Source organism: Nocardioides humilatus, from assembly GCF_008373755.1.
Lineage (GTDB): Bacteria > Actinomycetota > Actinomycetes > Propionibacteriales > Nocardioidaceae > Nocardioides > Nocardioides humilatus.
In genome coordinates, this window is sequence record NZ_VUJV01000009.1 from 117402 (window position 1) to 143920 (window position 26519).

Below are 26519 nucleotides of genomic sequence, written 5' to 3' on the forward strand. Positions count from 1 at the left end.
GATGAGCACTCTCGGGTCCGATGGAAGCTCCCCCCATCCCAGGAGAACACCGATGTCCCCCCGCAACGCTCGTGACCGCTCGATCCGCGCTCTGCTGCTCGGGATGAGCGCCAGCTTCCTGGTCGCCGTCGGGGTCGCCGGTCCGACACCGGTGGCGTCGGCGACGGGGGCGCCGGCACCAACGTCGTGAAGCAGTAGTCCTTTCGGGAGCGAGCGCGCTGGGAGCGGCGCGCAACAAGCGGAATGGTTGGGACCCCACGAAAATCCCAACCATTCCGCTTGTGACGTGCGGCCCTCCGGCGGTCTGATCGTCCGCGCAAGCAGGACCGCGCGAAGGAATTTGTGGCAGGTTGTCGTATCGACCCCCACGCGTTCGTGGAGAGGGTGTGAGGCGGTCATCGGGACCGCCGCCGACCTCGAGGAGATCGACATGACGCACTACCTGCTTTCCGTCCACGGCCCCGCCGAGCGCGAGGAGTTCGGCAACTACGGCTCCCGCGAGGCGATGGAGCAGGCGTTCGCCGACACCGACGCCTTCAACCAGCGCATCAAGGACGAGGGCTACTGGGTCTTCGCCGGAGGCCTGCTCTCCGCCGACACGGCGACCGTCGTCGACGGCACCGGCGACGAGCCGGTCATGACCGACGGTCCCTACCTGGAGACCAAGGAGCTCATCGGCGGCTTCTGGGTCATCGAGGCGCCCGACCTCGACGTCGCGCTCAAGCTCGCCGCCGAGGGCTCGAAGGCCTGCCGCGGCAAGGTCGAGGTCCGCCCCTTCGAAGGCCTCGCGTAACCGTTGGTTGAGGTGCGAGCGCAGCGAGCCTCGAAACCCGTTGCAGCGGAGATCGAGCGGGTCTTCCGTGAGGAGTACGGCCGGCTGATCGCCTCCCTGGTCCGCCGCTTCGGCGACATCGACATCGCCGAGGAGGCGGCCGGCGAGGCGTTGCTGGCCGCGCTCGAGAAGTGGCCGGAGGCCGGCGTACCGCCCAACCCGGGCGGGTGGCTCACCACCACGGCCGGCAACCGCGCGATCGACCGGCTCCGCCGCGAGAAGCTGCGCGACACCAAGCACCGACAGGCCGCCGACATGTACGACGACACACCCCACGCCTCGACCGGACCGTTCGATCCTGCGGAGGACGACCGGCTCCGGCTGATGTTCACCTGCTGCCACCCGGCGCTGGCGCCGGAAGCCCGGATCGCGCTGACCCTCCGGCTGCTCGGCGGCCTGACCGTCCCCGAGATCGCCCAAGCGTTCCTCGTGCCCGAGACCACCATGGGCCAGCGCATCACGCGGGCGAAGAAGAAGATCGCCGCGGCGAAGATCCCCTACCGGGTGCCTGCCGCCGAGGACCTGCCGGCGCGGGTGGCGACCGTGCTCGCGGTCCTCTTCCTCGTTTTCAACGAGGGCTACCTGGCCTCGGGCGACGGTGCCCCGATCCGCGGTGAGCTGACCGCCGAGGCGATCCGGCTCACGCGCATCCTGCACGTGCTGATGCCCGAGGAGCCCGAGGTCACCGGGCTGCTCGCGCTGCTCCTCCTCACCGAGGCGCGACGCGAAGCGCGGGTACGCAACGGCGAACTGGTGCGGCTCGACGACCAGGACCGTGGCGGGTGGGACCGAGCCCTGATCGTCGAGGGCCACGCGATGGTGCGGGAGTGCCTCGCGGTCAACCGCCCCGGTCGCTATCAGATCCTGGCCGCCATCAACGCCGTGCACACCGACGCCCCTTCGGCCGACGACACCGACTGGTCGCAGGTCGCCGCGCTCTACGACCAGCTCCTCCGCATCGACCCCTCGCCGATCGTCGCGCTCAACCGAGCGGTCGCCGTCGCCGAGCTCGACGGACCGGACGTGGGTCTGGCCGAGGTGGATCGCCTGGTCGGGTCAGCGCCCGTCCTGGCGTCGTACCACGCCTTCCACGCGACGCGCGCCGACCTGCTCCGCCGCCTGGGCCGCAGCGCCGACGCGAGAGAGGCCTACGACGCCGCACTCGCCGTCTGCGACAACACGGCCGAGCGCGCCTACCTGACCTGCCGGCGCGGCGAGCTCGTCTGACCGGTCAGTCCTGGAGCTTGACGCCGTCGTCCCCGTCGATGTCGTCGACGACCGTCCGGCAGGACGCCGTCGCAATCACGCAGGTCACGATCGAGTAGGGAGCGGCGGAACCGCTTCGTGGGATGGGACCGTTCATGACCTCTTCCTCGGTGAGCCGTCGAGGTGTCCCGTAGGTGTAGGTGATCGTGCCGTCGGACCCGAAGGCGTAGCCGAGCATCGAGCGCTCGTCGGGCTGTCCGGTCGGGATCGCGCGGCCCGGCCTGATCTCGTAGATCCGCGGCGCCGGACCGAAGGACGTGCCTCCGGCGGCGTAGCGGCCGTCAGGCGAGAGCGTGGCGGCCCAGTACGGCAGGTCCACGCTCAAGCTCCCCCCGAGCTCGAGGGTCGGGCTGCTGTAGCCGTGCTCGTCGTAGGTGCGCGTCATCGTGACCCCTGCGGTCAGCCCAAGGAGGTACGTCGAGGCGTCGGTCACCGGAGTCGGCGGGAGGTCGATCGCCAGGTCCCAGCGGTAGTCGGCGTCCCAGTCGGCGTAGTAGACCTTGCTGCCCTCGACAGCGATCGGGTAGGGACCCTCGTCGAGGACCTCGTGGCGGGGGCCATCCTCGGAGAGCGACCGCCGGCCGACCTCCTTGCCGGCACGGGTGTCGTAGACGACGAGCTCGGTCGTGCCGTCCTGGCCCCACGGGTTGTCGACCCAGGCGACCCAGCCGCTCTCGACGTCGGACGCGAGCGCGAAACCACCTGACCGGGAACCGATCGTCGTCGACGTGCCGTCGTCGGCGACGTGGACCAGCGGCGACTCGGTGCCTCCTGGGGTCGCCTGGGTCCACGTCACGACCCCGTCGCCGACGGGCTCGAGGAAATCGGGCCGCGGCATCTCGACAGCGGCGCGGGCGACGTGGAGCCACCCATCACCCCACCAGGCGACCGGCGCGGGGTTCTCGATCGGGCGGATGGCGGGGTCGGGTCGCTCGGGATCGTCGTCCCGGAGAGCGACGAACGTCCCGGCGAGCGCCACTGCCGCTGCGGTCGCCGCGATCACTCCCGCCCGGACGCGGTGCTGCCGCCGGGCCGCCGCGGCGGTCACCTGGAGGACGGGGGGCGGGCCGACGAGGATGTCGTCGCGCACCCGGTGGAGCGTCTCCATCAACTGGTGCTCGTTCACGACTGTTCCTCCTCGCGCAGGTCGTTGAGCTGGATCTGGTCGAGCGCGCGGGACACGCGGCTCTTCACGGTGCCGAGGGGGATCCCGAGCGCCGTTGCTGTCTGCGCCTCGGTCAGGTCGGCGACGAAGCGCAGCACCAGGACGGCGCGGTGCTCGGTGCTCAGCCGACTGAGGGCCGCGACGACCGCGTGGCGCAGCAACGCCTGGTCCGCCGGGTCGCCGCCGACCTGGTCCGGTAGGTGCTCGGTCGGCTGCTCACCCCACCAGAGCCGCCGCCGGCTCTTGGCCCAGCAGTTCAGGACCACCCGGTAGACGTAGGCGTCGACGTCGTCGGCGCGCTGCACGCGCTCCCACGACGTGAGGCACCGGACCAGACCCGTCTGCACGACGTCCTCGGCCTCGGCAGGTGCGCAGCCGAGCAGGATGAGCGATCGCACCAGTGTCGGCCAGCGCGCCGCCATGTAGGCGTCGAACCCGTCGTTCTCGTCCACCGTCGCCCTTCCGTCCTCGGTCGTCCTCACCCGTCAGACCCCGTAGGCAAAGGGAATGGTTCCCCTCGGTCCATTCGTTGCACCTGCCGCTCGTTGAGGTGCGAGCGCAGCGAGCCTCGAAACCAAGGCCCCGCACCTGCCCACGGCCTTCTCCACAGCCCTGAGGCAGGTCGAGGGGTAATGTCGGAGGTCTGGTGTTGAATATGGAACATGAACCGGACGACCACCCAACTGCTCGACGACCTCGCCACTGGTGTGGGTCTGCGGCGTCGTGTTGAGGTCGAGGAGTTCTCCAACCTGATCGCCTGGGCCGATGCCAACGTGGTGGACGACCCCGAGGGCGCGGCGACGATCCGGGACTCCTACATAGACACCGGCATCCCGATCGCCGGGCCGGGTGCGCCGTTGGTGTCGGAGTTCGCGCTGCAGGAGCTGTGCGCGACGTTGGAGCGGTCGCTGGACTCGGGTCGGATCTACGTCGGCAACGTGATCGAGACCGGTTGGCGGCTGCCCACCATCACCCAGGCGGTGCTGGCGGGGAAGGTGCCGGTGTGGAAAGCGCTCAAGGTCGCCGAACGGACCCGCAGCCTGTCGCCGGAAGCAGCGGCGTTCGTGGATCGTCACCTCGGCTTCGCCCTCGCGGGCTGCACGTGGGCGCAGGTCGACCGGGTTGTTAGTGAGGCGATCGACCGGTACGACCCCGACGCGGCTGAGGAGCGTCGGCAGGATGCTGCGGACCGGCGGCACTGCACCGTCGACCTGGACGACGCGACCACCGACGGGGTGGTCGGCCAGTCCTCGGTCCTGGACCTGGCTGATGCCCTCGCGTTGGAGGAGGCCGTCGCCCGACGGGCCGAGGAGCTCCGGCTCTCGGGTTGTGAGGAGTCGTTGGACGTACGTCGTTCGATGGCGCTCGGTGAGATCGCCCGTGGCGACCTCTCCCTCGACCTTCAGATCGTCGACCCCGACACCGGAGAAATCACCAAGACGATCCCGGGCAAGAAGCTCGAGCTGTTCGTCCACATCACCGCTGCCGCCCTGGCCGCTGTCGGCAACACCGGCGACCGCAACGTCGGTCGGCTGGGCAACACCCAGAAGCCGGTCCTGGTCGACCAGATCCGGCAGTGGGCCGCCGTCGGCGGGGCCCAGATCGTCGTACGCCCGGTGATCGACCCGAACGGTCACGCCCCGGTCGACTCGTATGAGATCCCCGACCGGCTCCGCCGGGTCGTCGAGCAGCGCGACCATCACTGCCGGGCCCCGCACTGCACGCGCCGGGCTGAACGTTGCGACCTCGACCACGCTCATCCGCACGGCAAGGGCGGACCGACCTGTCCCTGCAACCTTGTCCCGCTCTGTCGCAGGCATCACCGTGCCAAGACGTTCGAGTTCTGGGTCTACGAGATCCTCGAACCCGGCCTCTACCTCTGGACATCACGCAACGGCCGAAGATTCATCGTCGGACCCCAAGGCACCCACGCCCTCGACCCAACGGTCCCCAGATATCCCGCGGACGACGAACCACCCTGGGCCCACCCCGGCCTCCCCGAACCCGACTAACACCATCGATCCGATGACCCCGCCCACCAGCGGGGCCATCGGCATGCTCAGTCGACCTCGTAGACGAACCGGTCTTCGAACACGGCAGTGCTGGTCCCGCCGTGCGTCGTGATCCTGATGTGGCGGGTCCCGGAAGTGGTCGAAGGCGGCGAGGTCGCGGTCATCACTGTGGGGGAGACGACGCTGAAGGTCGCCTGGCCGGCGGTGCCGAAGACGACGTTGGTGACGCCGACGAAGCCGGTGCCGTAGATCATGACCACCGTGCCGCCGTCGCGGGTCCCCGAATGCGGATCGATGGCGGTGATGGTGGGCGGGCTGTTGTAGGTGAACCGGTCACTGGGCACTGCGGCACTGGTGCCGCCGGACCGGGTGACCCGGATGTGGCGGACCCCGACTGTGGTCGAGGCGGGTGAGGTCGCAGTGATCTGGGTCGGGCTGTCGACCTGGAAGTCCGCCAGGCCAGCAGTGCCGAACCTGACCTTGGTGGCACCGGTGAATCCGCTGCCCTCGATCACCACCACGGTGTTGCCTGCTGTCGGCCCGGAGGACGGGGTGACATGGGTGATGGTGGGGGCAGGGCCGGTGTAGGTGAATCGGTCGCCCGCAACTGGCGCGCTGCTGCCACTGGGGGTGGTGACCAGGACGTGGCGGACCACAGGGGAGGGCGCCTCGGGGGAGTAGGCGGTGATCTGGGTGGAGGAGTCCACCACGAAGCTGGTCGCGGGTCCGGTGGATCCGAAGTCCACGCGCGTTGCGGCGGTGAAGTCGGTGCCGGTGATGGTCACCTCGGTACCGTCCGCGATCGGACCGCTGACGGGGCTGATTCCCGTCACCACGGGTGCCGGGATCGGAGCCCACTGGGCGTAGGCAGTCATCTGCACCGGAGTGCCACTAGCGCTGGAACCCGGCAGGGTGCTGGAAGCGGTGATCGAGTCGCCGGTGCCATCCACGGCGGTGTTCCAACCCGCGAACACCAGCCCAGTCATGGTCGGAGCGTCCGGGAAGACCCGGTTGCCGTGGTCGAAGGTGTCGGCGAACACCGTCACCGCATCGGGGGCGGTGGATCCGCCCTGGGTGTCGAAGCTGACCCGGTAGTGACGGTCGAGGACCGGCGTGCCGTTGTCAGTGACGTTCGTCTTGGGCAACAGGATGCGCCCACCGTTGGCGATCTGACCGCTGCCGATGATCGCGGCGTAGCTCGGGTTGAGTTCATCGGACCCATCGATCACACCATCAGGACCGATGACGACCTCCGCGCCCACGGCCGAGTTGAACACCTGCAACGAACCAGAAGGCAGCCGCAACACACCGCCGGCCACTGTCAGCAACCCGAAGGTCTGAGTGCCGTAGCCGCCGGCCCCGACTGCGGACCCGGAGCCGTCTGATCCTGCAGTGGCTGTCACCGTGCCCCCGTTGATCGAGGTTGATGCTCCGGAGGCGTAGAGGCCCCCGCCGATGCCAGCGGCACCGAAACCGCCAGTCACGGTCACGGTGCCCGCATTGAGGGTGGTGCTACCGCCCATGCCGGAGTCTCCTCCACCGATACCGGCGCCGTAGGCGCCGCCGGACGCGGTCACGGTGCCGCCGTTGACAGTGGTGTTGCCCCCAGCGCCGGTGGACCCGCCGCCGATGCCCGCGGCGGAATACCCGCCGGTCGCGGTCACCGTGCCCTGGGTGATGGTCGTCGTACCGCCGCCACCTTGACTCCCGCCGCCGATACCCGCCGCATAGTCCCCGCCGGTCGCGGTCACGGTGCCGCCGTCGATGGTGGTGGTCCCGCCGTTGGACTGACTGCCGCCGCCGATACCGGTGCCCTCGTCTCCGCCGGTCGCAGCGAGGGTGCCCCCACTGATGGTGGTGATCCCTCCGGAACTGTAGTAGCCGCCGCCGATACCTGCGGCGCTGAATCCGCCCATGGTGGTCACGGTGCCCCCGTTGATGGTGGTGGTCCCGGCGACGCCGAAGGCAGAACTGCCGATACCTGCTGCATAGCCCCCGCCGGTCGCGGTCACGGTGCCGCCGTCGACGACCAGGGTCGCGTGCGAGGTGCGGATGGCCGCAACGTTGGATGCAGATGCGGCATTTGCGGTCAGAGTGCCGTCTATCGCCGCCCCATCCCTGATCGTCAGCGTTTGGAGGGTGCCGATGGCAATGTTGCGGACAGTGAGGTCGAATCCGGCGAGGTCGATGACGGCGTAGCAATTGACGGTCACCTGATCGGAAGGGGCGTCGATGTCGCCGGTCAGGGTGATGACCGTGGCGTCGGCCCCTGTGCCCGTGCAGGTGCCTGCGGCGCCTGCGAGCGAGGAGATGTTGTCAACGTCAGCGTCGTCCCCAGCTGCTGTCGCGCTGGGCGCGCTCAGGCCGGTGACCGCGAGAGCGGCGAGGAGCGATCCCACCAGCGCCGGGCGGAGGCGGGTACGCCGAAAAATAGGGCGATACATGGAAGGCACCGTTCAGTCGAGGGATGTTCGGTCAAAAGACCTGGTCCGATACGAACGGAGACCTCGTGCGCCCCAGCGCGTTCCATGCAGTCCTTGCACCATAGGCGCGAATCCTGAGCAGCGTGGCTTTACCTGACTTCCCAACTCCTTTCCCGCACGCCAGCGACATAGGGTGAACGGGTGACTCTCGAGCCGATCACCCTGCCTGCTGCTGAAGACAACGCGAGCTGGACGGAGTGGGTCCTGACCCGCACCCGCGAGCAGCTTGATGCCGCGCGGGAGCTGGTGCGCGCAGTCCGTACCTCGCCGCCCGACGACCCGATGGCGGCGCTGCGCGCGTGGGACCGGGCCTCCGGCCACCTCGGCAACATCGCGGCCAGCGGGTCGCTGATCGGCAACGTGCACCCCGACGAGGAAGTGCGGGCCCTGGCCGACGCTGCTGAGCAGGAGGCCCGCCGGCTCGGCACGGAGTGGAGCCTGGACCGCGGCCTCTACGAGGCGTTCGCGGCGCTCGACGGCACGGTGATCGCCGACGACGCGGCCGCCACGCGGCTGCTCGAGAAGGTGCGCAAGGACTTCCGCCGCTCGGGTGTCGACCAGGACGACGAGACCCGGGAGCGGATCTCGAAGATCCGCGACCGGCTGACCGAGCTCGACCAGGAGTTCAGCAAGATCACCCGCGACGACGTACGCACGATCCGCGTCGAGCTCGCCCGGCTCGCCGGCCTGCCCGACGACTGGCTGGCGTCGCACCCGGCCGACGCCGACGGACTGGTCACCGTCACCACCGACTACCCCGACGCGATCCCGGTGCGGATGTTCGCGCTCGACCAGGACGTCCGACGCGAGATCCAGACCGCGTTCCTGCAGCGTGGATGGCCGACGGCCGAGCCGCTGCTCGAGGAGATGTTCGGGCTGCGCCAGGAGGTCGCCTCGCTCGTCGGCTACGACGACTGGCCGTCCTACGACACCGACGTGAAGATGATCGGCACCGGTGCGGCGATCCCGGAGTTCATCGAGAAGATCACGGCCGCCGCGCAGGGGCCGATGGAGGCCGACCTCGAGGTGCTGCTGGAGCGCTACCGGCGCGACTACCCCGACGCAGCAGAGATCCCCATCTACGACTCGTTCTTCTACCAGGAGCGCGTGCGCGAGGAGCGCTACGACGTCGACGCCCAACTGGTGCGCACCTACTTCGCCTTCCCGAAGGTGCGGCAGGGCCTGCTCGACGTGACTGGCCGGCTCTTCGGCCTGCGCTACGAGGCCGTCGATGTGCCGACGTGGCACGCCGACGTCGCGTCCTACGACGTCTTCCGTGCCGACGGCGACGAGTCGATCGGCCGCATCCACCTCGACCTGCACCCGCGCGAGGGCAAGTACAAGCACGCCGCGCAGTTCACCCTGACCGAAGGCGTCGAGGGGGAGCAGCTGCCCGAGGGCGTGCTCGTCTGCAACTTCTCCCGTGGCCTGATGGAGCACGACCACGTGACGACGCTCTTCCACGAGTTCGGTCACCTGCTGCACCACGTGCTCGGCGGTCACGGCCAGTGGTACCGCTTCGCCGGCGTCGCCACCGAGTGGGACTTCGTCGAGGCGCCGAGCCAGATGCTCGAGGAGTGGGCCTGGGACCCCGAGGTCCTGCGCAGCTTCGCCACCAACGAGGCGGGCGAACCGATCCCGACCGAGCTGGTCGAGGCGATGCGCCGCTCCGACGACTACGGCAAGGGCATCTACGCCCGCACCCAGATGTTCTACGCCGCCATGTCCTACTACTTCCACGCCGACGAGGCCCGCCGCGCCGCTGGTGAGCCGGTCGCCTCGCTGACCGACCGGATGGTCGCGCTCCAGCAGCAATACGGCGCCCTGCCCTACCTCGACGGCACCCACATGTTCGCCGCGTTCGGCCACCTCGGCGGCTACAGCTCGGCCTACTACACCTATATGTGGTCGCTCGTGATCGCGAAGGACATGTTCAGCGCGTTCGATACCGGCGACATGTTCGCGCCCGACGTCGCAGCTCGCTACCGCGATCGCGTGCTCGCGCCCGGGGGTCTGCAGGACGCGGCCGACCTGGTCGCCGACTTCCTCGGTCGCCCCTACTCCTTCGACTCCTACGCCGCCTGGCTGGCGCGCTGAGCCGTCCGCCTTGCGCTAGCGATCTTTCGCCGATACAGTAGCGATATATCGCGACATGATTCAGAAAGTCGCGAGTTCAAGGGAGGAAGCATCATGCATCGCTACAACAAGAACTTCGGGCCCTTCTGGGCCATGGCCGCCGAGTGCGGCCCGCACCAGCACGAGCAGCACCAGCACCAGCACCGCCCGGGACCCTGGGGCAACCCGTGGGAGCACCGGGGGTCGCACCACCGTGGCGGTGGGCCGGGTGGCCCGCCGCCGTGGCTGGCCGGGCTGTTCGGCATGGGCCGTCCGGAGGGCCAGCGCGGAGCACGAGTGAGGCGAGGCGACGTTCGGTTCGCCATCCTCGACGTGCTTCGTGCGGCCCAGGAGCGCGACGAGTCGCTCAACGGCTACCAGGTGATCCAGCAGATCACCGATCGCAGCGGCGGCGCCTGGCGCCCGAGCCCGGGATCGGTCTACCCGACCGTCTCCCAGCTCGAGGACGAGGGCCTGGTCGAGACGGAGGGTGAGCGCAGCCGGCGTTCGCTCCAGCTCACGGAAGCGGGGTCGGCCTACTGCGTCGACAACGCCGACGAGCTGGCCGCCGTCTGGACGCCGTTCGACCGGGCCGAGGCCGACGGCCCCGGCGACCACGCTGACATCAAGGCGGAGATCCCGCAGGTGATGAGCGCGGTCTGGCAGATCGCCATCTCCGGTGACGCAGCCCAGCGCAGCGCTGCCGTCGAGGTGCTGGTCGACGCACGACGTCGGCTCTACGGCATCCTCGCCGACGGCCCGGCGCCCGAGGGCACCGACGAAGGCGACGACGCCTGACCCCAGGCACCGCCTCACCCCTCACCCGCGGGAGTCCCACTAGGCTCCCGCGGGTGAGGTGCGTCCGGGGTGCGGCAGCAGTCGCCGTGCTGGCTGCAGCCATCGGAGCGTGGGCGCCGACCGATGCCAGCGCCGTCGCGCCGACCGACCGGACCGACCTTGGTGGCACCCCTGTCGACGCGAGCACCGACCCGGGTGAGCCGACCTCGATCGACGCCGGTCTGTGGGCGGTGACCCTCGGTTCGGAGTCCGCGCCGCTGCACTTCGCCTACCAGCGCCAGATCCAGGGCAGCACGATCCACGTCGGTGCCATCGGCGCGCCGCAGGGCACGCTCGGCGATGGCCTCGCGATCGCGGCCACCGATGCCGACATCGACGACCCGGAGGGCGACGACTGCGGGAGTGACACGGCGTCGACCGATTCCTCGGCTCCCTACGCCACCTTCGGCGGCCAGGTGATCGTCGGCAACGAGATCGACACCCCCGACTCGACCTGCTCGACGGCAGACACCGTCGCCATCACGCTCGGCCGCTACGGCGGTTACAACGAGGAGGACCTCCCGGTCGCCCTCAAGATCGTCGAGGAAGCGCCGGTCTCCGACCGGGGCGAGCCCGCCCCGGAGACCGAGGAGCTCGACTTCCGCGTCCCCGAGCCGGGCGATCCAGCCGACGGGCCCGCCGGGAGTCCGTCGTACGACGACGCGCCCCTGCTCGACCTCGATGGCGACACCTTCACGCTCGACACCACGGTCACCGAGGGCACCGAGCTGCTCTGGCGGGTGCCCGTGGCCTGGGGCGACCAGCTCGCCGCGCGCGTCGACCTGCCGGCCCTCGACTCCGACGACGCCGAGGCCCTCGGCTCGCCGAGCAGCTACCTGCGGGTCGCCCTCGTCCAGCCGAGCCGCGAGGTCTTCGCGCCGACGCTGGACGACTACAGCTACGGCTACTACGGCGGCACCGAGGCGAGCCGGCTCGTCGTCGGCACGTATCCGCTCCGCTACACCAACCGCTTCACGAGTGACGTCGTGCCGACCCTCCCGGGCGACCACTGGGTCTCCATCACGGTCGCCGACGCCCCGGAGGACCGCGCGGCCATCGACGTACCCGTCGAGCTCACCGTCGCCGTCACCCCCACCGATGCCCAGCCGCCGACCTACCAAGCAGCGGTGCTCGCACAGGGTGGTGGCCCGGGGCCGGCCGCCTACTCGGCCGACAAGCCCTACCTGGTGGGCAAGGACCGCTTCGCCGCTGTCGCCTCCGGCAACCCGGCACCCCAGCCGTCCGAGGACGACGTCTACTGGTGGACCGCCCGCCACGTGACGGGCTTGGGTCTGGGCGTCGTCAGCCTGGTCTGCTGCGTGATCGGCGCGGGCTGGCTGGTCAGGCGAAGAGCAGCCAGCCGCTGATCACCAGGCCGACCACGCCGGCAAGGAGCAACAGCAGGGGCGCGAGCACCCCGGCCCGTGCGGGAGCGGCGATCGGGTGCTGCACCGTCGCGGGCGGCGGGGGTGGAGGTGGCGGCGGTGGCGTGACCGGAGTCGGCGAGGGGGAGTACGCCGTCGTGGGGCTCTCCACCGTGCGGACGCCCGTCGACGGGTCCTGCGCCGGCAACGGCGGGAAGACGTCGCCGATCGTGATCGGATCGGCCGGGTCAGGCGGCAGGGCGAGCAGTCGGTGCATCGCCGGATGGGTGCGCAGCTGGGCTGCCGTCGGTCGATCTGCCGGGTCGTGCGCCGATGCTGCCGCCGCCAGGTCGAGGACCGCGTCGTAGTCGGGCTCGCCGGTGCGCAGTGCGTCGATGTCGAGGAGCCCGGGTTCGCGCGGCACCTTCGTCGCCGTGAGCATCTCGACCATCACCATGCCGAGCGCGTAGATGTCGGCGCTCGGCGCCGGATCCGCACCGAGCGCCTGCTCGGGTGCCATGTAGCCGGGCGTCCCGATCACCATCGCGATGTGCGTGAGCCGCGCTTCGCTCGTCGGTACGGCGATCCCGAAGTCGGTCAGTCGCAGGTGCGGAACCCCGCGACCGGTCGGCTCGAGCAGGAGGTTGCCCGGCTTCACGTCGCGGTGGACGATCCCGGCGGCGTGCACCGCCTCGAGCGCCTGGAGGGTCTGGTCGGCCAGCCGGCCGACCCAGCGGGGCGGGAGCGCGCCGTACTGCCGGATCAGCATCGACACCGACCCGCCGGCCACCAGTGGCATCGTGAAGAGCACCCGGTCGTCGACGCCGGCCCACGACTGCGGCGCGACGATGTGGGTGTGGTCGATGCGCAGCGACTGCTCGCGCACGAAGCGCAGCAGCATCGCGGCGTCGCTCTGGCGCAGCATCTTGGCGGCCTTGACCTCGCCATCGGCCCGGTCGAGCACGCGCCACACGGTGCCCATGCCGCCGGAGGCGATCGGGTCGATCAGCTCGTAGCGACCCGCGAAGACCTCACCCACGGTGGTGAGCCTAGACGGGTTCAGACCAGGTGGGTGGCGCGGTGCAGCCAGACGGCGTCGGCCACCATGCCGACCTTCTCGTAGAGCGCGAGGGCGCCGGTGCGGGAGTCCGTGGACAAGCAGGAGCCGGCGGCGCCGTGGGCGCGGCCGATGGCGAACGCCGCCACGAGCAGCGACTGCGCCAGGCCGCGATTGCGGTGGTCCTTGTGGACGGCGACCCGGGACACGTAGGTCTCCTTGCGGGCCTCCAGGTTGGTGACCGTCGTGAAGATCGCGCCGGCGATGGCGCCATTGGGCCCGACGACCACCTGGAGGTTCCACGGCTCGAAGCCGGGCCGCTGCCAGACCTCCGCGGCGAAGTCGTCGAAGGTCTGCTTCTCGCGGTCCGACCACTCCAGGAAGGCGTCCTCGATGACGTGCCAGACCTGCTCGCGGTCGGACTCGGTGGCCTCGCGCAGCGCATAGCCCTCGGGCAGCGGTCGGTCCTCGATGACGCGTCCCTCGGGCAGCCGCAGGACCCAGCTCGTCCAGCGCACGTGGTAGCCGAGCCCGGTGAGAAGGCGGTCGCCCGCCGAGCCTTCGGGCACCGGCATGCCCACGATGCGCGCGCCACGGCGGGCAGCCAGGTCGCGGATCCAGGCAGCGAGCCAGGTGCCGATGCCCCGCCCCCGCGCCTCGGGATGTACGGCGACGTCGTAGCGCTCGGGTGCGATCAGGTCGGCGTAGGCGACGATCCGGTCGCCCTCGAGGACCGCGACCGTGCTCGCTCCCAGGTCGTAGGAGGGCCGCTGCCACTCGGCGATCAGGTCCTCCTCCTCGATCTCGACCGACCCGATGTCGTGCAGCTCTTGTGCGGCCATTAGCTCGTAGACCGCACGGGAGTCGTCGATCCGGAGCGGTCGGATGCTCAGTCCCTCGGGGAGTGGGGGGAGCTCGGGCTGGTCGGAAATGGCGGACACCCGCGGGAGTCTGCCTCCCGCGGGTGTTGGCCGCGACTGATTAAAGGAATCAGGCGTTGCGGATGGCCGAGATGTCGAACTCGAGCTTGATCTTCTCCGAGACGAGGATGCCGCCGGTCTCGAGCGCGGCGTTCCAGCTCAGGCCCCAGTCCTTGCGGTTGACGGTCGTGTCGCCCTCGAAGCCGACGCGGAAGTTGCCGAAGGGGTCCTTGGCCGAGCCGCCCTCCTCGAACTCGATGGTGACCGCGTGGGTCACGCCCTTGATCGTGAGGTCGCCGGTGATGGCCCACTCGTCACCGTCGCGGTTGACGGCGGTCGAGGAGAAGGTCCACTCGGGGTGGTTCTCAACGTCGAAGAAGTCACCGGACTTGAGGTGGCCGTCGCGGTCGGCGACGCCGGTGGACACGCTGGCGGCGTCGACCGTGAGCTTGACCCACGACGCGGCCGGGTTGGCCGTGTCGATGTGGGCAGTGCCCTGCCAGTTGGCGAACGAGCCGCGGACCTTGGTCACCATCGCGTGCCGCGCCACGAAGCCGAGCCGGCTGTGGCTGGTGTCGATGGTGTAGTCGCCGCTGATGTCGGTGAGGGCCGGGGTGATGGTCTCGGTGGTCATCTCTTGCTCCTGAAGGTCGGCGGGCGATCTGCCCGACTGGTTGAAGTCTCAATCAGTTGAACCAAAGCGGACCATGGTCCTATTCCGCTATCGACGTGACCTGGGTCACAGAGCAGGAAAACGAACCGAGGGACCGCGTCCTCGTGGACGCGATCCCTCGGGTGGATCAGAAGCTGGGGTTATGCGGCGTGGTGGGGCGCCGTGTGCAGAGCGGCGGTCTCGACCCACACGGCCTGCATGCGGGTGCGACCCCGCTCATCGGTCACCGGCACCCAGCGCATCTCCAGATGCGGCCGGTCGGCCATCTGCGAGTCAAGCATGGGACACCTCCTGTTCACCTTCTGTTCACCAAGGTAGCACGGATCTCCCCGAGTGCCTAGAAATCGACCGTGAACGCGCGGATCTGCTCCACTCTGGGGGTCAATCCGGGCCATCGGCGAACCACGACGCTCCACCCGGAAGGTGAACGGCGGATTCTCGGCACAAACGGTGCGATTCGTGCCCGATTCTGGGCAGAAAACTGGATTTCGGTCGGGCAGTCCCGGATGATCGACGCCGTGTCCGTTGACCCCCGCCTCGTCCGCCACGTCGTGGCGACGACCGGACTCGGTCCGTCCGAGGCGGCACGGGTGATCGACGACGTACTCGCCTTCCACCAGGAGCCGGTCGACGCCTACGTGCGCCGGCGCCACACCGAGCTCCAGCAGCGCGGCCTCAAGAACCCGGCCATCTTCGCCACCCTGAGCGACGAGCTGGCCGCCCGGCCGTTCGCCGCCCCCGACCTCTCCGAGCGCCAGCTGCGCCGGATCATCTACGGATAGAGAGGACGAGCCCCATGTGCGGCATCGTCGGTTACCTCGGCTCCCACCAGGCCGCCCCGCTCCTCCTCGAGGGCCTCGGCCGGCTCGAGCACCGCGGCTACGACTCCGCGGGCGTCGCCGTGCTCGGCGCGAGCGGCATCAAGGTCGCCAAGCGGGCCGGACGGGTGCGCGACCTCAGCGACGAGCTCCCGAAGCGCTTCGCCGGCAAGGTCGGCATCGGCCACACCCGCTGGGCGACCCACGGCCCGGCCAACGACACCAACGCCCACCCCCACGTCGACAGCAAGCAACGCGTCGCTGTCGTGCACAACGGGATCATCGACAACGCCGCCGCGCTGCGCGACGAGCTGGGTGAGGCGGGTGTCGACCTGGTCTCCGACACCGACACCGAGGTGCTCGCGCACCTGATCGGGCGCTCCGAGGCCGACACCCTCGAGGCCAAGGTCGCCGAGGCGCTCGGCCGCATCGAGGGGACCTACGGCGTCGCGGTGCTCCACGTCGACTTCCCCGACCGAATCGTCGTGGCCCGCAACGGCAGCCCGCTGATCATCGGCGTCGGCGACAAGGAGATGCACGTCGCCTCCGACCTGGCTGCCCTGGTTCGCTACACGACGACGGTGGCCCACCTCGACGACGGCGAGATGGCGACGGTCACCGCGACCGGCTTCACGACGTACCGCCTCGAGGCCACCGGGCTGTCGGCCACCAACCGTCGGGCCGCACGCGTCGACATCGACCCTTCCTCCTACGACGCGGGCGACCACGAGTCGTTCATGCACAAGGAGATCCTCGAGCAGCCCGCCGCTGCAGAGAGGGTGCTCCGCGGTCGCCTCGACCAGCGCTTCGCGACCGGTCACCTCGGTGGCCTCAACCTCGACGCGCGTGAGCTGCGCGAGATCAAGCGCATCAAGGTGCTCGGCTGCGGTTCGGCCTACTACGTCGGGCAGATGGGGGCGACCCTCATCGAGGAGCTCGCGCGCATTCCGGCCGACGCCGAGGCTGCCTCGGAGTTCCGCTACCGCAACCCGATCATCGAGCCCGACACCCTCTATGTCGCGGTGAGCCAGTCCGGCGAGACCCTCGACACCCTGCTCGCCGTCCAGGAGATCCGCCGCAAGGGCGGGCGCACGATCGGCCTCGTCAACGTGGTCGGCTCGGCCATCGCCCGCGAGGTCGACGGCGGCATCTACCTGCACGCGGGGCCCGAGGTCGCGGTCGCCTCGACCAAGGCGCTGACCAACATGTACCTCGGCTTCGCGATGCTCGCGCTCCAGCTGGGTCGGGTGCGCGACATGTCGATCGCCGACGGTCGCCGTCTCATCGGTGCGCTGGAGGCGCTGCCGCGCAAGATCGAGGAGATCATCGCGACCGACGACCACCTCGCCGGCGTCGCCGAGCGGCTGGCCGAGGCCGAGAGCCTCTTCTTCGTCGGCCGGGTGCGTGGCTTCCCCGTCGCGCGGGAGGGCGCGCAGAAGTTCAAGGAGATCAGCTATCGCCACGCCGAGGCCTACCAGACCTCCGAGCTCAAGCACGGCCCACTTGCGCTGATCAGCCCGGCCGTCCCGACCATCGCGATCGTCCCCGACGACGAGCTCGTGGAGCGCAACGTCGCCGCCCTCCACGAGATCGCCGCGCGGAAGGGGCCGCTGGTCGTCGTCACCCATGACTCGGTGCCGCTGCGCGGGATCAAGGCCGAGCGGATCGTCGTGCCCAGGAGCGAGGTCGAGCTCGACCCGATCCTGCTGACCGTGCCGCTGCAGATCCTGGCCTACCACGCGGCCCGGCACCTGGGTCACGACATCGACAAGCCGCGCAACCTCGCGAAGTCCGTCACCGTCGAGTGACGGCCGGGGGAGTGACCCAAGGCACCGCGCTCACAAATGCGCAATCAGTGGCGTCGGCCACTACCGTTGTCGGGTGAGTGACGTAGCACCTGACCAGGACCAGACCGACGCGACCCCCGGGTTCGGTGATCTCGGACTCGGTTCGAAGGTGCTGAAGGCGCTCGCCGACGTCGGCTACGAGTCGCCCTCCGCGATCCAGGCGCAGACCATCCCGCACCTCCTCGAGGGCCGCGATGTCATGGGCCTCGCCCAGACCGGCACCGGCAAGACGGCCGCCTTCGCGCTGCCGATCCTCGACAAGCTCGACCTCTCCCAGAAGTCGCCGCAGGCCCTCGTGCTCGCCCCCACCCGTGAGCTCGCGCTCCAGGTCTGCGAGGCGTTCGAGAAGTACGCCTCCACGACCAAGGGCGTCCACGTGCTGCCCGTCTACGGCGGCCAGGGCTACGGCGTTCAGCTCTCCGCGCTGCGCCGCGGCGTGCACATCGTCGTCGGCACCCCGGGCCGGATCATGGACCACCTCGAGAAGGGCACGCTCGACCTTTCCGAGCTGCGCTTCCTCGTGCTCGACGAGGCCGACGAGATGCTCAACATGGGCTTCGCCGAGGACGTCGAGACGATCCTCGCCGACACCCCCGCCACCAAGCAGGTCGCGCTCTTCTCGGCGACCATGCCGAAGCAGATCCGGTCGCTGTCGCAGAAGTACCTCAACAACCCGGTCGAGATCTCGATCGAGCGCAAGACCCGCACCGCCGAGAACATCGCGCAGCGCTACCTGATCTGCAGCTACCCGCAGAAGGTCGACGCCCTCACCCGCATCCTCGAGGTCGAGAACTTCGAGGGCATGATCGTCTTCGTCCGCACCAAGAACGAGACCGAGACCCTCGCCGAGAAGCTGCGTGCCCGCGGCTTCGGTGCTGCCGCCATCAACGGCGACGTGGCGCAGGCGGTGCGTGAGCGCACGGTCAACCAGCTGAAGTCCGGCAAGCTCGACATCCTCGTGGCGACCGACGTCGCCGCCCGTGGTCTCGATGTCGAGCGGATCACCCACGTCGTCAACTACGACATCCCGACCGACACCGAGTCCTACGTCCACCGGATCGGCCGCACCGGCCGCGCCGGTCGCAGCGGTGACGCGATCTCGTTCGTGACCCCGCGCGAGCGCTACCTGCTCAAGCACATCGAGCGTGCGACCCGTCAGCCGCTGGAGCAGATGCAGCTGCCGAGCGTCGACGACGTCAACGCCACCCGCCTGGCTCGCTTCGACGACCGCATCACCGCCGCTCTCGAGTCGCCGCAGATCGGATTCTTCCGCGACGTGGTCGGTCACTACGTCAAGAACAACGACGTGCCCGAGGCCGACGTGGCCGCCGCGCTCGCGATCGTCCTGCAGGGTGACACCCCGCTGGTGCTCGAGGAGCAGCCGGAGCGCCCGCGCCGCGATTACGAGGACCGCGGTGACCGCGGCGACCGGGGTGACCGTGGTGAGCGTCCCGACCGGGGCCCGCGCCAGCCGCGCAGCGACAAGCCGATGGCGTCGTACAAGATCGCGGTGGGCAAGCGCCACCGCGTCGAGCCCCGCCAGATCGTCGGCGCACTCGCCAACGAGGGTGGCCTGGGCCGCAACGACTTTGGCCGGATCACCATCCGCCCCGACTACTCGATCGTCGAGCTGCCGGCCAAGCTGCCGGGCCCGGTGTGGGAGAAGCTCAAGGAGACCCGCATCAGCGGCAAGCTCATCGAGCTGCAGCGCGACTACGGCCCGCCGAGCAAGCGCCCGCCGCGCGACTGATCCACAGGGCCCATCGGGACTATTGACTTACCCCCGGTCGTGACCAAGTCTGCGACCAGCAGTCTTCGTCGCTCCCGGGGGTTTGTCTTGCTGCAACGAATCGCGTCCTTGCTCCTCCTGCTCGGGGCACTGCTCGTGCCTGCGCTCGCGGGCCCGACGCCAGTGACGGCACCGATCGTCACCGTCGCTGACGACGACCTGCCCGGCGCCCACGCCCTCGTCAACTCTCCGAGCGGGCGCGAGTGGCTGATGCGGGTGACACCCGCCGGCGTACTGAAGACGCGCTACACGATCGACGACGACCCCTTCTGGACGGACTGGTCCACGATCGCCGGCTCCTACACGTCGGTGGCCGGCACGACCGCGACCGTCGATGGTGCCCGACGGCTCGTGATGGCGGTGGTGACCGCGGGTGGCACGTTGAAGTACGCCACCAACACGGGCACCGAGTGGACCGCCTGGACCACGGCGGCGGCGCCGGGCGGCGCCCAGAAGTGGGCGACGGTGGCGATGACGACCGACGCTGCCAGCCGGGCCTGGACCTTCGCGACGACCGACACCGGCAACCTCTTCTACTCGCGGCAGCAGGTCGACGGGTCGTGGAGCGCGTGGACGTCCGTCGCCCGCGTCGGTACGACGACCTGGGCCGCCGCTTCGGCCGGCCTCCAGGCCGGCACCAACCGGGTGTGGTTGGCCGCCGCCGGCAGCGACGGGAAGATCTCGACCTTCCGGTCCGCCGCGAACGGCGCGACGATCGACGCCACCACGCGCGCGGCCTTCCAGTGCTCGGGCGGACCGTCGACCGGTTTCGCCGACGATGTGGCCATCAGCGGTGACGCGTCAGGGCGGATGTGGCTCTTCGCGACCCGCGCCGCCACCGGCGCCCTGAACTACTGCCAGACCTCGGCCGGCACCACGACGTGGGGCACGGAGAAGTCCTGGGGTGCTGCCGACTGGTCCGGCGTCTCGGCGGCGTGGGACGTCGACGACGCGCAGATGTGGGTCGCGGGCACCAAGACGTCCGGTGAGGTGCTCTACCGCCACACGAGCGCCGACCCCTCGGGCTGGACCGCTTTCGCCACCATCGACCGGCTCTCGATCTCCTACGGGCTCTACCTGGCGCCGGGTGGATCGGTGACGGCCGGCTTCGCGGCCTACCTGACCCGCGAGGGCAAGCACGAGGGCATCGACACGCGGCGCTACGTCGGGGCGCCGGTCCACGCCCTGGTGTCGGGCACGGTCACCAACATCATCACCGGATGCCGCGGCGCTGAGGTGGGCTGCCTGTCGACGATCGCGATCTACAACGCCACTCTCGAGAAGACGGTGGTCTACCTGCACACCAACCCGGCGACGACGTCGCTGGCGGTCGGCACGACGGTGGCTCGGGGTCAGACCATCGGTTACGAGGACTACCGAGGGGTCGAGCAGGTCAACTACCAGACCCACATCGAGATGCGCCCGGGATGGCACACGGTTGCTGCCGCCAGCGTCTGCTCCGGTGGCGAGGCGCCTGACGCGCCGTGCAACGTGCAGGCCAACCCGATTCCGAGCAGCTTCTGGACGAGCCAGGGCTACGACCCCGACCAGGACCGGGCCCCCCTCGGCGGGCACGCCGTTGTCACTGATCGATCGGGCCGGGAGTGGGACTTCGTCATCACGCCGGGTGGCACCCTGGTCTACCGCTACACCGGGATGACCGACTGGAACTGGACGGTCTTCGGCGACGGCTACAACGGGTCGAGCGCCGGTTTCCGGTCGGTGGCGGCGACACTCGACGGCTCGGGCCGGATCTGGGTGCTGACCACGAGCAACGACGGTGAGCTGCGCTATCGCCGTACGGCGCAGGCGCCCTCCAGCACCACCACCGGCGCTGGCTGGGACGACCCGACGGCGCCGCAGAGTGCCGGCTACAACTGGGGCGACGTGGCGGCCAGCACCGACGACGCCGGGCGCGTCTGGATGTTCGCGACCGCCACCAACACGATCGACGGGACCGCCGACCGGCTCTTCTACAAGCGCCAGAACAACGGTTCCTGGACCGACATGACGCAGGTCGGGGCCGGCGACTGGCGTGGGTTGTCGAGCACGGTGAAGGACGGCCAGGTCTGGCTCTTCGCCGTGAAGGGCTCCGACTCGGGCGCCTACTCCAACCGGATCTTCTACTACAAGTCCACCAGTGACGGCCTGCTCAGCACCTCGGCCAGTGAGTTCGGAGCCGGAAGCCGGTGGGCCGACGTCTCGGCCGCCACCGACCTCTCCGGCCGGGTGTGGGTCTTCGCCCCCACGTTCACCGACGGGCTGCTGCGCTACCGCTACACGACCACGAGCGGCTGGACGGCCCCGGGCTCGGCGGACTGGGGCGAGCTCGGCAACGGCGACTGGGTCAGCGTGTCGTCAACCGTGCACCAGGGCAGCGGCAAGGTGGAAGTGGTCGCGGCGAAGGACGACGGCGACCTGTGGTCCTTCAAGACCAACGACGGGTCGACCGCGACCGTGCCGGCCGGCGGTGGGTGGACCAGCGAGCTCATCGAGCCAGGTGGCGGTGGCCGCGGGTCCTACGGGATCTGATCAGGTCGCAGCGCCTCGGCCTCTGCCCGCACCCTCGCGGCGTCGACGGGGCGGTCGAGCCGGTCCAGCGTGTCGCCGTACTCGGTCAGCGCGTCGATCTCGGCGCGCAACAGGCCAGCCTCCCGTGCGGTCCGCCCCGCCTCCTCGTGGAGCGTGACCGCCTGGTCGGCTCGACCCAAGGCGCCCTCGATCGCGCCGAGACCGCTGAGGACGTAGACCGACAGCTCGGTGAACCCGGTCCGCTCCGCCAGCTCCCGGGCGTGCAGCAGCTCGACCTGGGCCTCGTCGTAACGACCCGTGAGGCGGAGGTGCTCGCCGACGGCGAGCCGGGTCTCCGTACGGCGGGCGTCGTCGCCCAGGCCGGCGGCGATCTCGTCGGCCCGACGCAGGTGGGCGAGCGCCTCGTCGTTGCGACCCAGGCTCGCCTCCACCTCGCCGAGGTTGAGGAGCGGGCGCATCTCGCGCCCGGCGTCGCCGGTCTTCGCGGCGAGAGCCGCTGACTCCTCGAACATCGCAGCGGCCTCCTCGGGTCGGCCGAGGTTGCCGTGGACGAGGCCGAGGTTGTTGAGGACCGAGCTCTCGCCGGCCAGATCGCCGATGGTGCGGTACTCCTGCAGGGCGTCCGTCAGCGGCTGCTCGGCCTCGGCGAAGCGGGCTTGCGGGAAGAGGGTCAGGATGAGGGCGGTGAGACAGCGCGCACGGGGGACGCCGGTCGTCGCCGCCGCGACCCGGCGCAGCAGGGCCTCGGTCGCGTCGGTGTGGCCGGTGACGTCGAGGTAGCGGAGCACGGCCAGGACGACCTGGGCCGAGAGGTCGGGCTGCTCGCGGTCGAGGGCCTGGAGGCTCGCCGCGATCAGGTGAGGCCACTCGGCGCCGAACCACGCCGCAGCCCGGTCGGAGTCGTCGAGGGGTGGCATCGGGCCGGGCTCGCCCGCGGGCGTCAACATCCAGGTGCCGGCCTCGGGGGTGTGGAGCAGCGCGGCCTCGTGGGCGATGTGGCCGTAGGTGGTGACCATCCGGAGGACGGCCGTCTTCCTCACCGATGCCGGGTCCTCGTCGTAGGCGCGCCCGAGCGCGAAGGTCCGTACGAGGTCGTGCATCGAGAAGCGGTCGCCCTCGCGGTGGAGGAGGCAGGCCTCGACGAGATCGGCGAGCTGCTGCTCGGTCGACGCGAGCGTGTCGCCGTTGAGCGATGCCGCGGCGTAGGCGTCCGTGGACGTGCCGGGGTGGAGCGCCAACCGCCGCAGCAGGGTGCGGTGACCCTCGCCGGTCGAGCGGTACGACGTCTGCAGGGCCAGCTCCACACCCTGCTCGAGCTGGTGGCGCTGCCGGGCGTCCTGCAGGCGGTCGACGTGGTCGTCGAGGGTCCACGACGGGGTGGCGTTGATGCGGGCGGCGACCAGCTCGAGCGCGAGAGGGAGGGCGCCGACGAGGTCGATCAGCTCCGCTGCTGCGGTCGCCTCCTGGTCGATCCGGTCGGCACCGACCGAGGACCGGAGGAGCTCGATCGCTTCGACGGTCGTGAAGGTCGTCAGGCGCAGTCGCGCCGTCGCGACCTCCTCCAGCGATTGGCGGCTCGTGACGAGCACGACGCAGCCGGAGCTGGCCGGGAGGAGGGGGGCGACCTGCTCGGCGGACGCCGCGTTGTCGAGGAGCAGGATCGCCCGTCGGTCGTGCATCAGCTCGCGGAAGCGCTTGCGCCGGCCGGTGAGGTCGAGACCGGCGAGCTGGCTGCCGGGCACGCCGAGCGAGCGGAGGAACCCGCCGAGCACCGCGGCTGGCTCTGCGGGCAGCAGCGTGTCGTCGAACCCGCGGAGGTTGACGCACAGCACTTCCCGTTTCTCGGCACTGGCGAGCTGGTGGGCCGCCTGGGTCGCCAGGGTGGTCTTGCCGATGCCGCCCATGCCTTCGATCGCGACGACCGGTGGCAGCCCGTCGGTGCGACCGGCGGCGTCGAGGATCGTCGCCAGCTCCAGGGACCGCCCGGTGAACTGCCCGTGCGCCGCAGGGAGCTCGTCGGAGATCGCGACGATCCCCGCTGGAGTCTCGGAACCGGCCACCGCCGCCCACGCCTGGCGCCACGGCGCGGCCTTCCCCGGGTCGCCGAGCAGCGCCGCCGCTATGTCGACGACGAGCTCGACGTCGAGCCGGCTGCGGCCGGGCTGCAGCGCGCGGTGCACCGTGTCGACCGCCGGGATCTCGGGGATGCCGCGGTCCCGACGTGACTTCGCGACCAGTCGGTGCAACTCGCGATAGCTGACACCCGCCCAGATGCGGAGCTCTTGGAGACGGGCCACCAGGTCGTCGTACGACGTGACGCCGTCAGGCGTCGGCGGAGATCCCGAGCCCGAGCCGACCGCCATGGCCACATCAAACACCACCCCTGTCCGGCCTGTCCGACTTCGTCCGACTTCGTGTCCGGGCAGGGGTCCACGGGCGTTCAGTGACGCCCGTGCCGGTCCCCCGAACACCGGCGGAGACGAAGGGTTGAAGGACATGCAGGGAATCAAGAGGAAGCGGATGGCGACGCTCGCGCTCGCCGCGGCCGCGGGTTGCAGCGTGGTCGCCGTCAGCGGCGGTGCGACGGTTCCGCCGAGCGCCAGCGCTGCCACGAGCTACAAGCTGCCGTGGGCCGCCGGTGAGACCTGGCGGGTGAACGATGGAAACCATGGAGCCGCGTACGGCGCCACTGCGTGGGACTTCGCTCCCGTCGACGGGGTGAACAACAACCCGGTCGAGGCAGTCGGAGCCGGCACCGCCGCGATGTCTTGCACAGATGCATGGGGACAGGCAACGGTCAGGCTGAACGTCGGAGGCTCCGTCTTCGTCTACCGCCACCTGACGACGGCGTCGGTCCAGGCATTCGGGATCACCGAATCCGGGGTGAGCGTGCAGCAGGGCCAGATCCTCGGCCGCCTGCACCCCGACCCGCCGACGGACGCGGAGGCTCCTGGACACCGATGCGGAGCCGGCACCGGCCCGCACCTGCACCTGGAGATTCCCACCCTTCCGACCACCATCGACGGGTACAGCTTCACTACGTCGTCACCCGGTACCGGGACGCGACTCCTGAGCAGCAACGGCTCAGGAGCTGGCACCGCGACCGAGCTCCACGCCGGAGGCCACGCGACGATCTCGACCCCCACCGGCCGGGTGTGGTCGCTCGCGATCTCGGGCACCTCGTTGAAGTACCGCTACTCGACGTCGAGCTCGCCGTACTGGACGGACTGGTCATCGGTCAGCACCGGCTCCTTCAAATCAGTCGCCGCGACGGTCGATGGCAACGGCAAGGTCTGGATCCTCACCACCTCGACGACAGGTGCGCTGCGCTCGGCCACCTACGACGCCAACACCGGTGACTGGACGTGGTCCTCGTCGATCAGCACGGGCTACAACTGGGACAACGTCGCGGCCAGCAAGGACGGCGATGGCCGCGTGTGGATGTATGCCACGAACACCGCGGGTCAGCTGTTCTACAGGCACCAGACCGCCAGCGGCTCTTCGACGTGGACGTCGATGGACCAGATCGGAGCCGGCGACTGGGCTGGCATCTCCAGCACCGTGAAGGACGGTGAGGTCTGGGTGTTCGCGGTCAAGGGAGCGACGGCCGACGCCGCGTACCGGGGTCGGATCTTCTACTACAAGTCCACCGGCACGGGCACGATGGGCGTCGCCAACAACGAGTACGGCTACGGCGGTTACGCCGGCGACGTCTCGGTCAGCACGGACAAGTCAGGGCGGGTCTGGGGGTTCGCGACCAAGACCGGCGGCGACCTCGAGTATCGCTACACCCCGACCGAAGGTGGCTGGACCGGGCCCGGCTCCGTCGGCAACCGTTCGTGGGCGGGGGTCTCCTCCGCGGTGAAGACCGACACCGGTGTGGTCTACGTCTTCGCCACCGAGTCCGGTGGTGAGCTCCACTACTACAAGTCGAGCGTCGGATCCGATGCGACGAACGCTGCTGGTGGTTCGTGGAACTACGCCGGCCAGGTCGCCGGCACCTGGCAGTAGCCGAGCGCAGCGATGAGGACCGCACCGGTCCGGCGACCAGCCGGACCGGTGAGGTCCGCTCCTCGCCGAGCCCGTGACCGTTTCGACGACAGGGGACGACCGTGTCTGCATTGACTACCGAACAAGTCCACGCAGGTCCCGGCCACCACCCGGGCGTGGCACTACTGGCGACCGGTGCAGTCGACATCCGCCGCCAGGTGCACCGGCTGGCTCAGGAGTCGACCGAGGTCCTCTCGGTCATCCCGGCCGCCACGATCCTCGAGGTCGCCGCCGCCCAGGGCGCCGTCCGCGACCTGTCGCGGCGCGGTGTGCGGCAGCTGGAGCTCTACGACGTCGATGGGATCGGGTCGGAGGCCAGGGCGCTGCTCGCGAACGGCGCGAACGGCGGATCGCCCTTGCTGTGTCGGGGAGCGAAGGCACGAGTCCACCTGTTCGACCGGCGCCGGGCCGTTGTCGCCGGCCCCGCGATCGGCGGCGCTCCCTCCCTGTTGCTGGTCACCGATCCGCCGGCTGTGCAGTCGGCCATGAACTACTTCCGCAAGGCACAGGCGACGGCGGTCCCGGTCGCCTCCGCCGACCTCGAAGCCGCGCCGCTGCTGTCGGTGCGCCAGTGGCAGATCGCGTCGCTGATGGCCGATGACCTGGGCGACGCCACGATTGCCGCTCGTCTCGACCTCAGCATCCGCACGGTCCGCAGCGAGGTCGCCGCCATCCTCACGGCGCTGGACACCCGTTCTCGTTTCACAGCGGGCATGCGGCTCGGAGCGCACCTGTTCGTCGAGTAGTCCGCGGAGGAGG

21 protein-coding genes are annotated in these 26519 nt (G+C 70.0%); 13 read left to right on the plus strand and 8 right to left on the minus strand.

Annotated elements, in window-relative coordinates:
• The first annotated feature begins 52 nt into the window (after window positions 1–52).
• The 3 genes from F0U44_RS23125 to F0U44_RS21110 all read left to right on the plus strand — a co-directional run bounded on the left by F0U44_RS23125 (window position 53) and on the right by F0U44_RS21110 (window position 2059).
• Window positions 53–190: a hypothetical protein gene (locus tag F0U44_RS23125; protein WP_188113604.1), complete on the plus strand. Its 138-nt coding sequence runs from the start codon at window positions 53–55 to the stop codon at window positions 188–190.
• Window positions 191–430: 240 nt separating this feature from the next.
• On the plus strand, window positions 431–793 hold the full coding sequence (locus F0U44_RS21105; protein WP_149730358.1) for a YciI family protein: 363 nt from the start codon (window positions 431–433) through the stop codon (window positions 791–793).
• 12 nt (window positions 794–805) lie between these two features.
• Window positions 806–2059 (plus strand): RNA polymerase sigma factor, encoded by a 1254-nt coding sequence (locus F0U44_RS21110; RefSeq protein WP_223163784.1) that lies wholly within the window; start codon window positions 806–808, stop codon window positions 2057–2059.
• Between the two features lie 4 nt (window positions 2060–2063).
• Here F0U44_RS21110 and F0U44_RS21115 read toward each other — a convergent pair whose 3' ends face one another.
• Both F0U44_RS21115 and F0U44_RS21120 read right to left on the minus strand, forming a co-directional pair.
• Window positions 2064–3224 carry a hypothetical protein gene (locus F0U44_RS21115; RefSeq protein ID WP_149730359.1) on the minus strand — a complete coding sequence of 387 codons (1161 nt, stop codon included), beginning with the start codon at window positions 3222–3224 and terminating at the stop codon, window positions 2064–2066.
• On the minus strand, window positions 3221–3745 hold the full coding sequence (locus tag F0U44_RS21120) for a SigE family RNA polymerase sigma factor (RefSeq protein WP_246160734.1): 525 nt from the start codon (window positions 3743–3745) through the stop codon (window positions 3221–3223). The genes F0U44_RS21115 and F0U44_RS21120 overlap by 4 nt, the downstream gene beginning before the upstream one ends.
• 180 nt (window positions 3746–3925) lie before the next feature.
• Here F0U44_RS21120 and F0U44_RS21125 point away from each other — a divergent pair, with 180 nt between their 5' ends.
• The gene (locus F0U44_RS21125) at window positions 3926–5275 is read left to right on the plus strand and encodes an HNH endonuclease signature motif containing protein (RefSeq protein WP_149730360.1); all 1350 of its coding nucleotides are present in this window, start codon (window positions 3926–3928) and stop codon (window positions 5273–5275) included.
• Window positions 5276–5322: 47 nt separating this feature from the next.
• Here the strand turns inward: F0U44_RS21125 and F0U44_RS21130 are convergent, their stop codons facing one another.
• Entirely contained in the window at window positions 5323–7674 is a 2352-nt protein-coding gene (locus F0U44_RS21130; protein WP_188113605.1) for an IPT/TIG domain-containing protein, read from the minus strand.
• Between the two features lie 225 nt (window positions 7675–7899).
• Here F0U44_RS21130 and F0U44_RS21135 point away from each other — a divergent pair, with 225 nt between their 5' ends.
• The 3 genes from F0U44_RS21135 to F0U44_RS21145 all read left to right on the plus strand — a co-directional run bounded on the left by F0U44_RS21135 (window position 7900) and on the right by F0U44_RS21145 (window position 12077).
• Entirely contained in the window at window positions 7900–9855 is a 1956-nt protein-coding gene (locus tag F0U44_RS21135) for a M3 family metallopeptidase (protein ID WP_149730362.1), read from the plus strand.
• 93 nt (window positions 9856–9948) lie between these two features.
• A complete protein-coding gene (locus F0U44_RS21140; RefSeq protein ID WP_149730363.1) occupies window positions 9949–10671 on the plus strand; it encodes a PadR family transcriptional regulator in 723 nt (240 codons plus the stop codon).
• Window positions 10672–10724: 53 nt separating this feature from the next.
• Window positions 10725–12077 carry a hypothetical protein gene (locus F0U44_RS21145; protein WP_149730364.1) on the plus strand — a complete coding sequence of 451 codons (1353 nt, stop codon included), beginning with the start codon at window positions 10725–10727 and terminating at the stop codon, window positions 12075–12077.
• Here F0U44_RS21145 and F0U44_RS21150 read toward each other — a convergent pair.
• From F0U44_RS21150 to F0U44_RS23130, 4 genes are all read right to left on the minus strand, one after another.
• The gene (locus F0U44_RS21150; RefSeq protein ID WP_149730365.1) at window positions 12052–13113 is read right to left on the minus strand and encodes a serine/threonine-protein kinase; all 1062 of its coding nucleotides are present in this window, start codon (window positions 13111–13113) and stop codon (window positions 12052–12054) included. The genes F0U44_RS21145 and F0U44_RS21150 overlap by 26 nt on opposite strands.
• 20 nt (window positions 13114–13133) lie before the next feature.
• The gene (locus F0U44_RS21155) at window positions 13134–14072 is read right to left on the minus strand and encodes a GNAT family N-acetyltransferase (protein ID WP_246160735.1); all 939 of its coding nucleotides are present in this window, start codon (window positions 14070–14072) and stop codon (window positions 13134–13136) included.
• 49 nt (window positions 14073–14121) lie between these two features.
• Complete coding sequence (locus F0U44_RS21160) at window positions 14122–14685, minus strand: YceI family protein (RefSeq protein ID WP_149730366.1); 564 nt, start codon at window positions 14683–14685, stop codon at window positions 14122–14124.
• 179 nt (window positions 14686–14864) lie between these two features.
• Window positions 14865–15005 carry a hypothetical protein gene (locus tag F0U44_RS23130; protein ID WP_188113606.1) on the minus strand — a complete coding sequence of 47 codons (141 nt, stop codon included), beginning with the start codon at window positions 15003–15005 and terminating at the stop codon, window positions 14865–14867.
• A 237-nt stretch (window positions 15006–15242) separates the two neighbouring features.
• Here F0U44_RS23130 and F0U44_RS21165 point away from each other — a divergent pair, with 237 nt between their 5' ends.
• The 4 genes from F0U44_RS21165 to F0U44_RS21180 all read left to right on the plus strand — a co-directional run bounded on the left by F0U44_RS21165 (window position 15243) and on the right by F0U44_RS21180 (window position 21710).
• The gene (locus F0U44_RS21165) at window positions 15243–15506 is read left to right on the plus strand and encodes a hypothetical protein (protein WP_246160736.1); all 264 of its coding nucleotides are present in this window, start codon (window positions 15243–15245) and stop codon (window positions 15504–15506) included.
• Between the two features lie 14 nt (window positions 15507–15520).
• On the plus strand, window positions 15521–17350 hold the full coding sequence (gene glmS, locus F0U44_RS21170) for a glutamine--fructose-6-phosphate transaminase (isomerizing) (protein WP_149730368.1): 1830 nt from the start codon (window positions 15521–15523) through the stop codon (window positions 17348–17350).
• 73 nt (window positions 17351–17423) lie between these two features.
• The gene (locus F0U44_RS21175; protein ID WP_223163785.1) at window positions 17424–19139 is read left to right on the plus strand and encodes a DEAD/DEAH box helicase; all 1716 of its coding nucleotides are present in this window, start codon (window positions 17424–17426) and stop codon (window positions 19137–19139) included.
• A gap of 87 nt (window positions 19140–19226) precedes the next feature.
• Window positions 19227–21710 (plus strand): peptidoglycan DD-metalloendopeptidase family protein, encoded by a 2484-nt coding sequence (locus F0U44_RS21180; protein ID WP_149730370.1) that lies wholly within the window; start codon window positions 19227–19229, stop codon window positions 21708–21710.
• Here the strand turns inward: F0U44_RS21180 and F0U44_RS21185 are convergent.
• Complete coding sequence (locus tag F0U44_RS21185) at window positions 21698–24073, minus strand: ATP-binding protein (RefSeq protein ID WP_149730371.1); 2376 nt, start codon at window positions 24071–24073, stop codon at window positions 21698–21700. The two genes, F0U44_RS21180 and F0U44_RS21185, sit on opposite strands and share 13 nt — an antisense overlap.
• Window positions 24074–24206: 133 nt before the next feature.
• Here F0U44_RS21185 and F0U44_RS21190 point away from each other — a divergent pair, with 133 nt between their 5' ends.
• Window positions 24207–25721, plus strand: a complete 1515-nt coding sequence (locus tag F0U44_RS21190; RefSeq protein ID WP_188113607.1) for a hypothetical protein — start codon at window positions 24207–24209, stop codon at window positions 25719–25721.
• Between the two features lie 101 nt (window positions 25722–25822).
• Window positions 25823–26506 (plus strand): helix-turn-helix transcriptional regulator, encoded by a 684-nt coding sequence (locus F0U44_RS21195; protein ID WP_149730373.1) that lies wholly within the window; start codon window positions 25823–25825, stop codon window positions 26504–26506.
• Window positions 26507–26519: the final 13 nt, after the last annotated feature.

Coding starts and splice junctions, on each gene's coding strand:
- F0U44_RS21140 (WP_149730363.1), top strand. CDS start 9,949: ATGCATCGCTACAACAAGAACTTCGGGCCCTTCTGGGCCATGGCCGCC.
- glmS (WP_149730368.1), top strand. CDS start 15,521: ATGTGCGGCATCGTCGGTTACCTCGGCTCCCACCAGGCCGCCCCGCTC.
- F0U44_RS21160 (WP_149730366.1), bottom strand. CDS start 14,685: ATGACCACCGAGACCATCACCCCGGCCCTCACCGACATCAGCGGCGAC.
- F0U44_RS21105 (WP_149730358.1), top strand. CDS start 431: ATGACGCACTACCTGCTTTCCGTCCACGGCCCCGCCGAGCGCGAGGAG.
- F0U44_RS21185 (WP_149730371.1), bottom strand. CDS start 24,073: ATGGCGGTCGGCTCGGGCTCGGGATCTCCGCCGACGCCTGACGGCGTC.
- F0U44_RS23130 (WP_188113606.1), bottom strand. CDS start 15,005: ATGCTTGACTCGCAGATGGCCGACCGGCCGCATCTGGAGATGCGCTGG.
- F0U44_RS21190 (WP_188113607.1), top strand. CDS start 24,207: ATGCAGGGAATCAAGAGGAAGCGGATGGCGACGCTCGCGCTCGCCGCG.
- F0U44_RS21125 (WP_149730360.1), top strand. CDS start 3,926: ATGAACCGGACGACCACCCAACTGCTCGACGACCTCGCCACTGGTGTG.
- F0U44_RS23125 (WP_188113604.1), top strand. CDS start 53: ATGTCCCCCCGCAACGCTCGTGACCGCTCGATCCGCGCTCTGCTGCTC.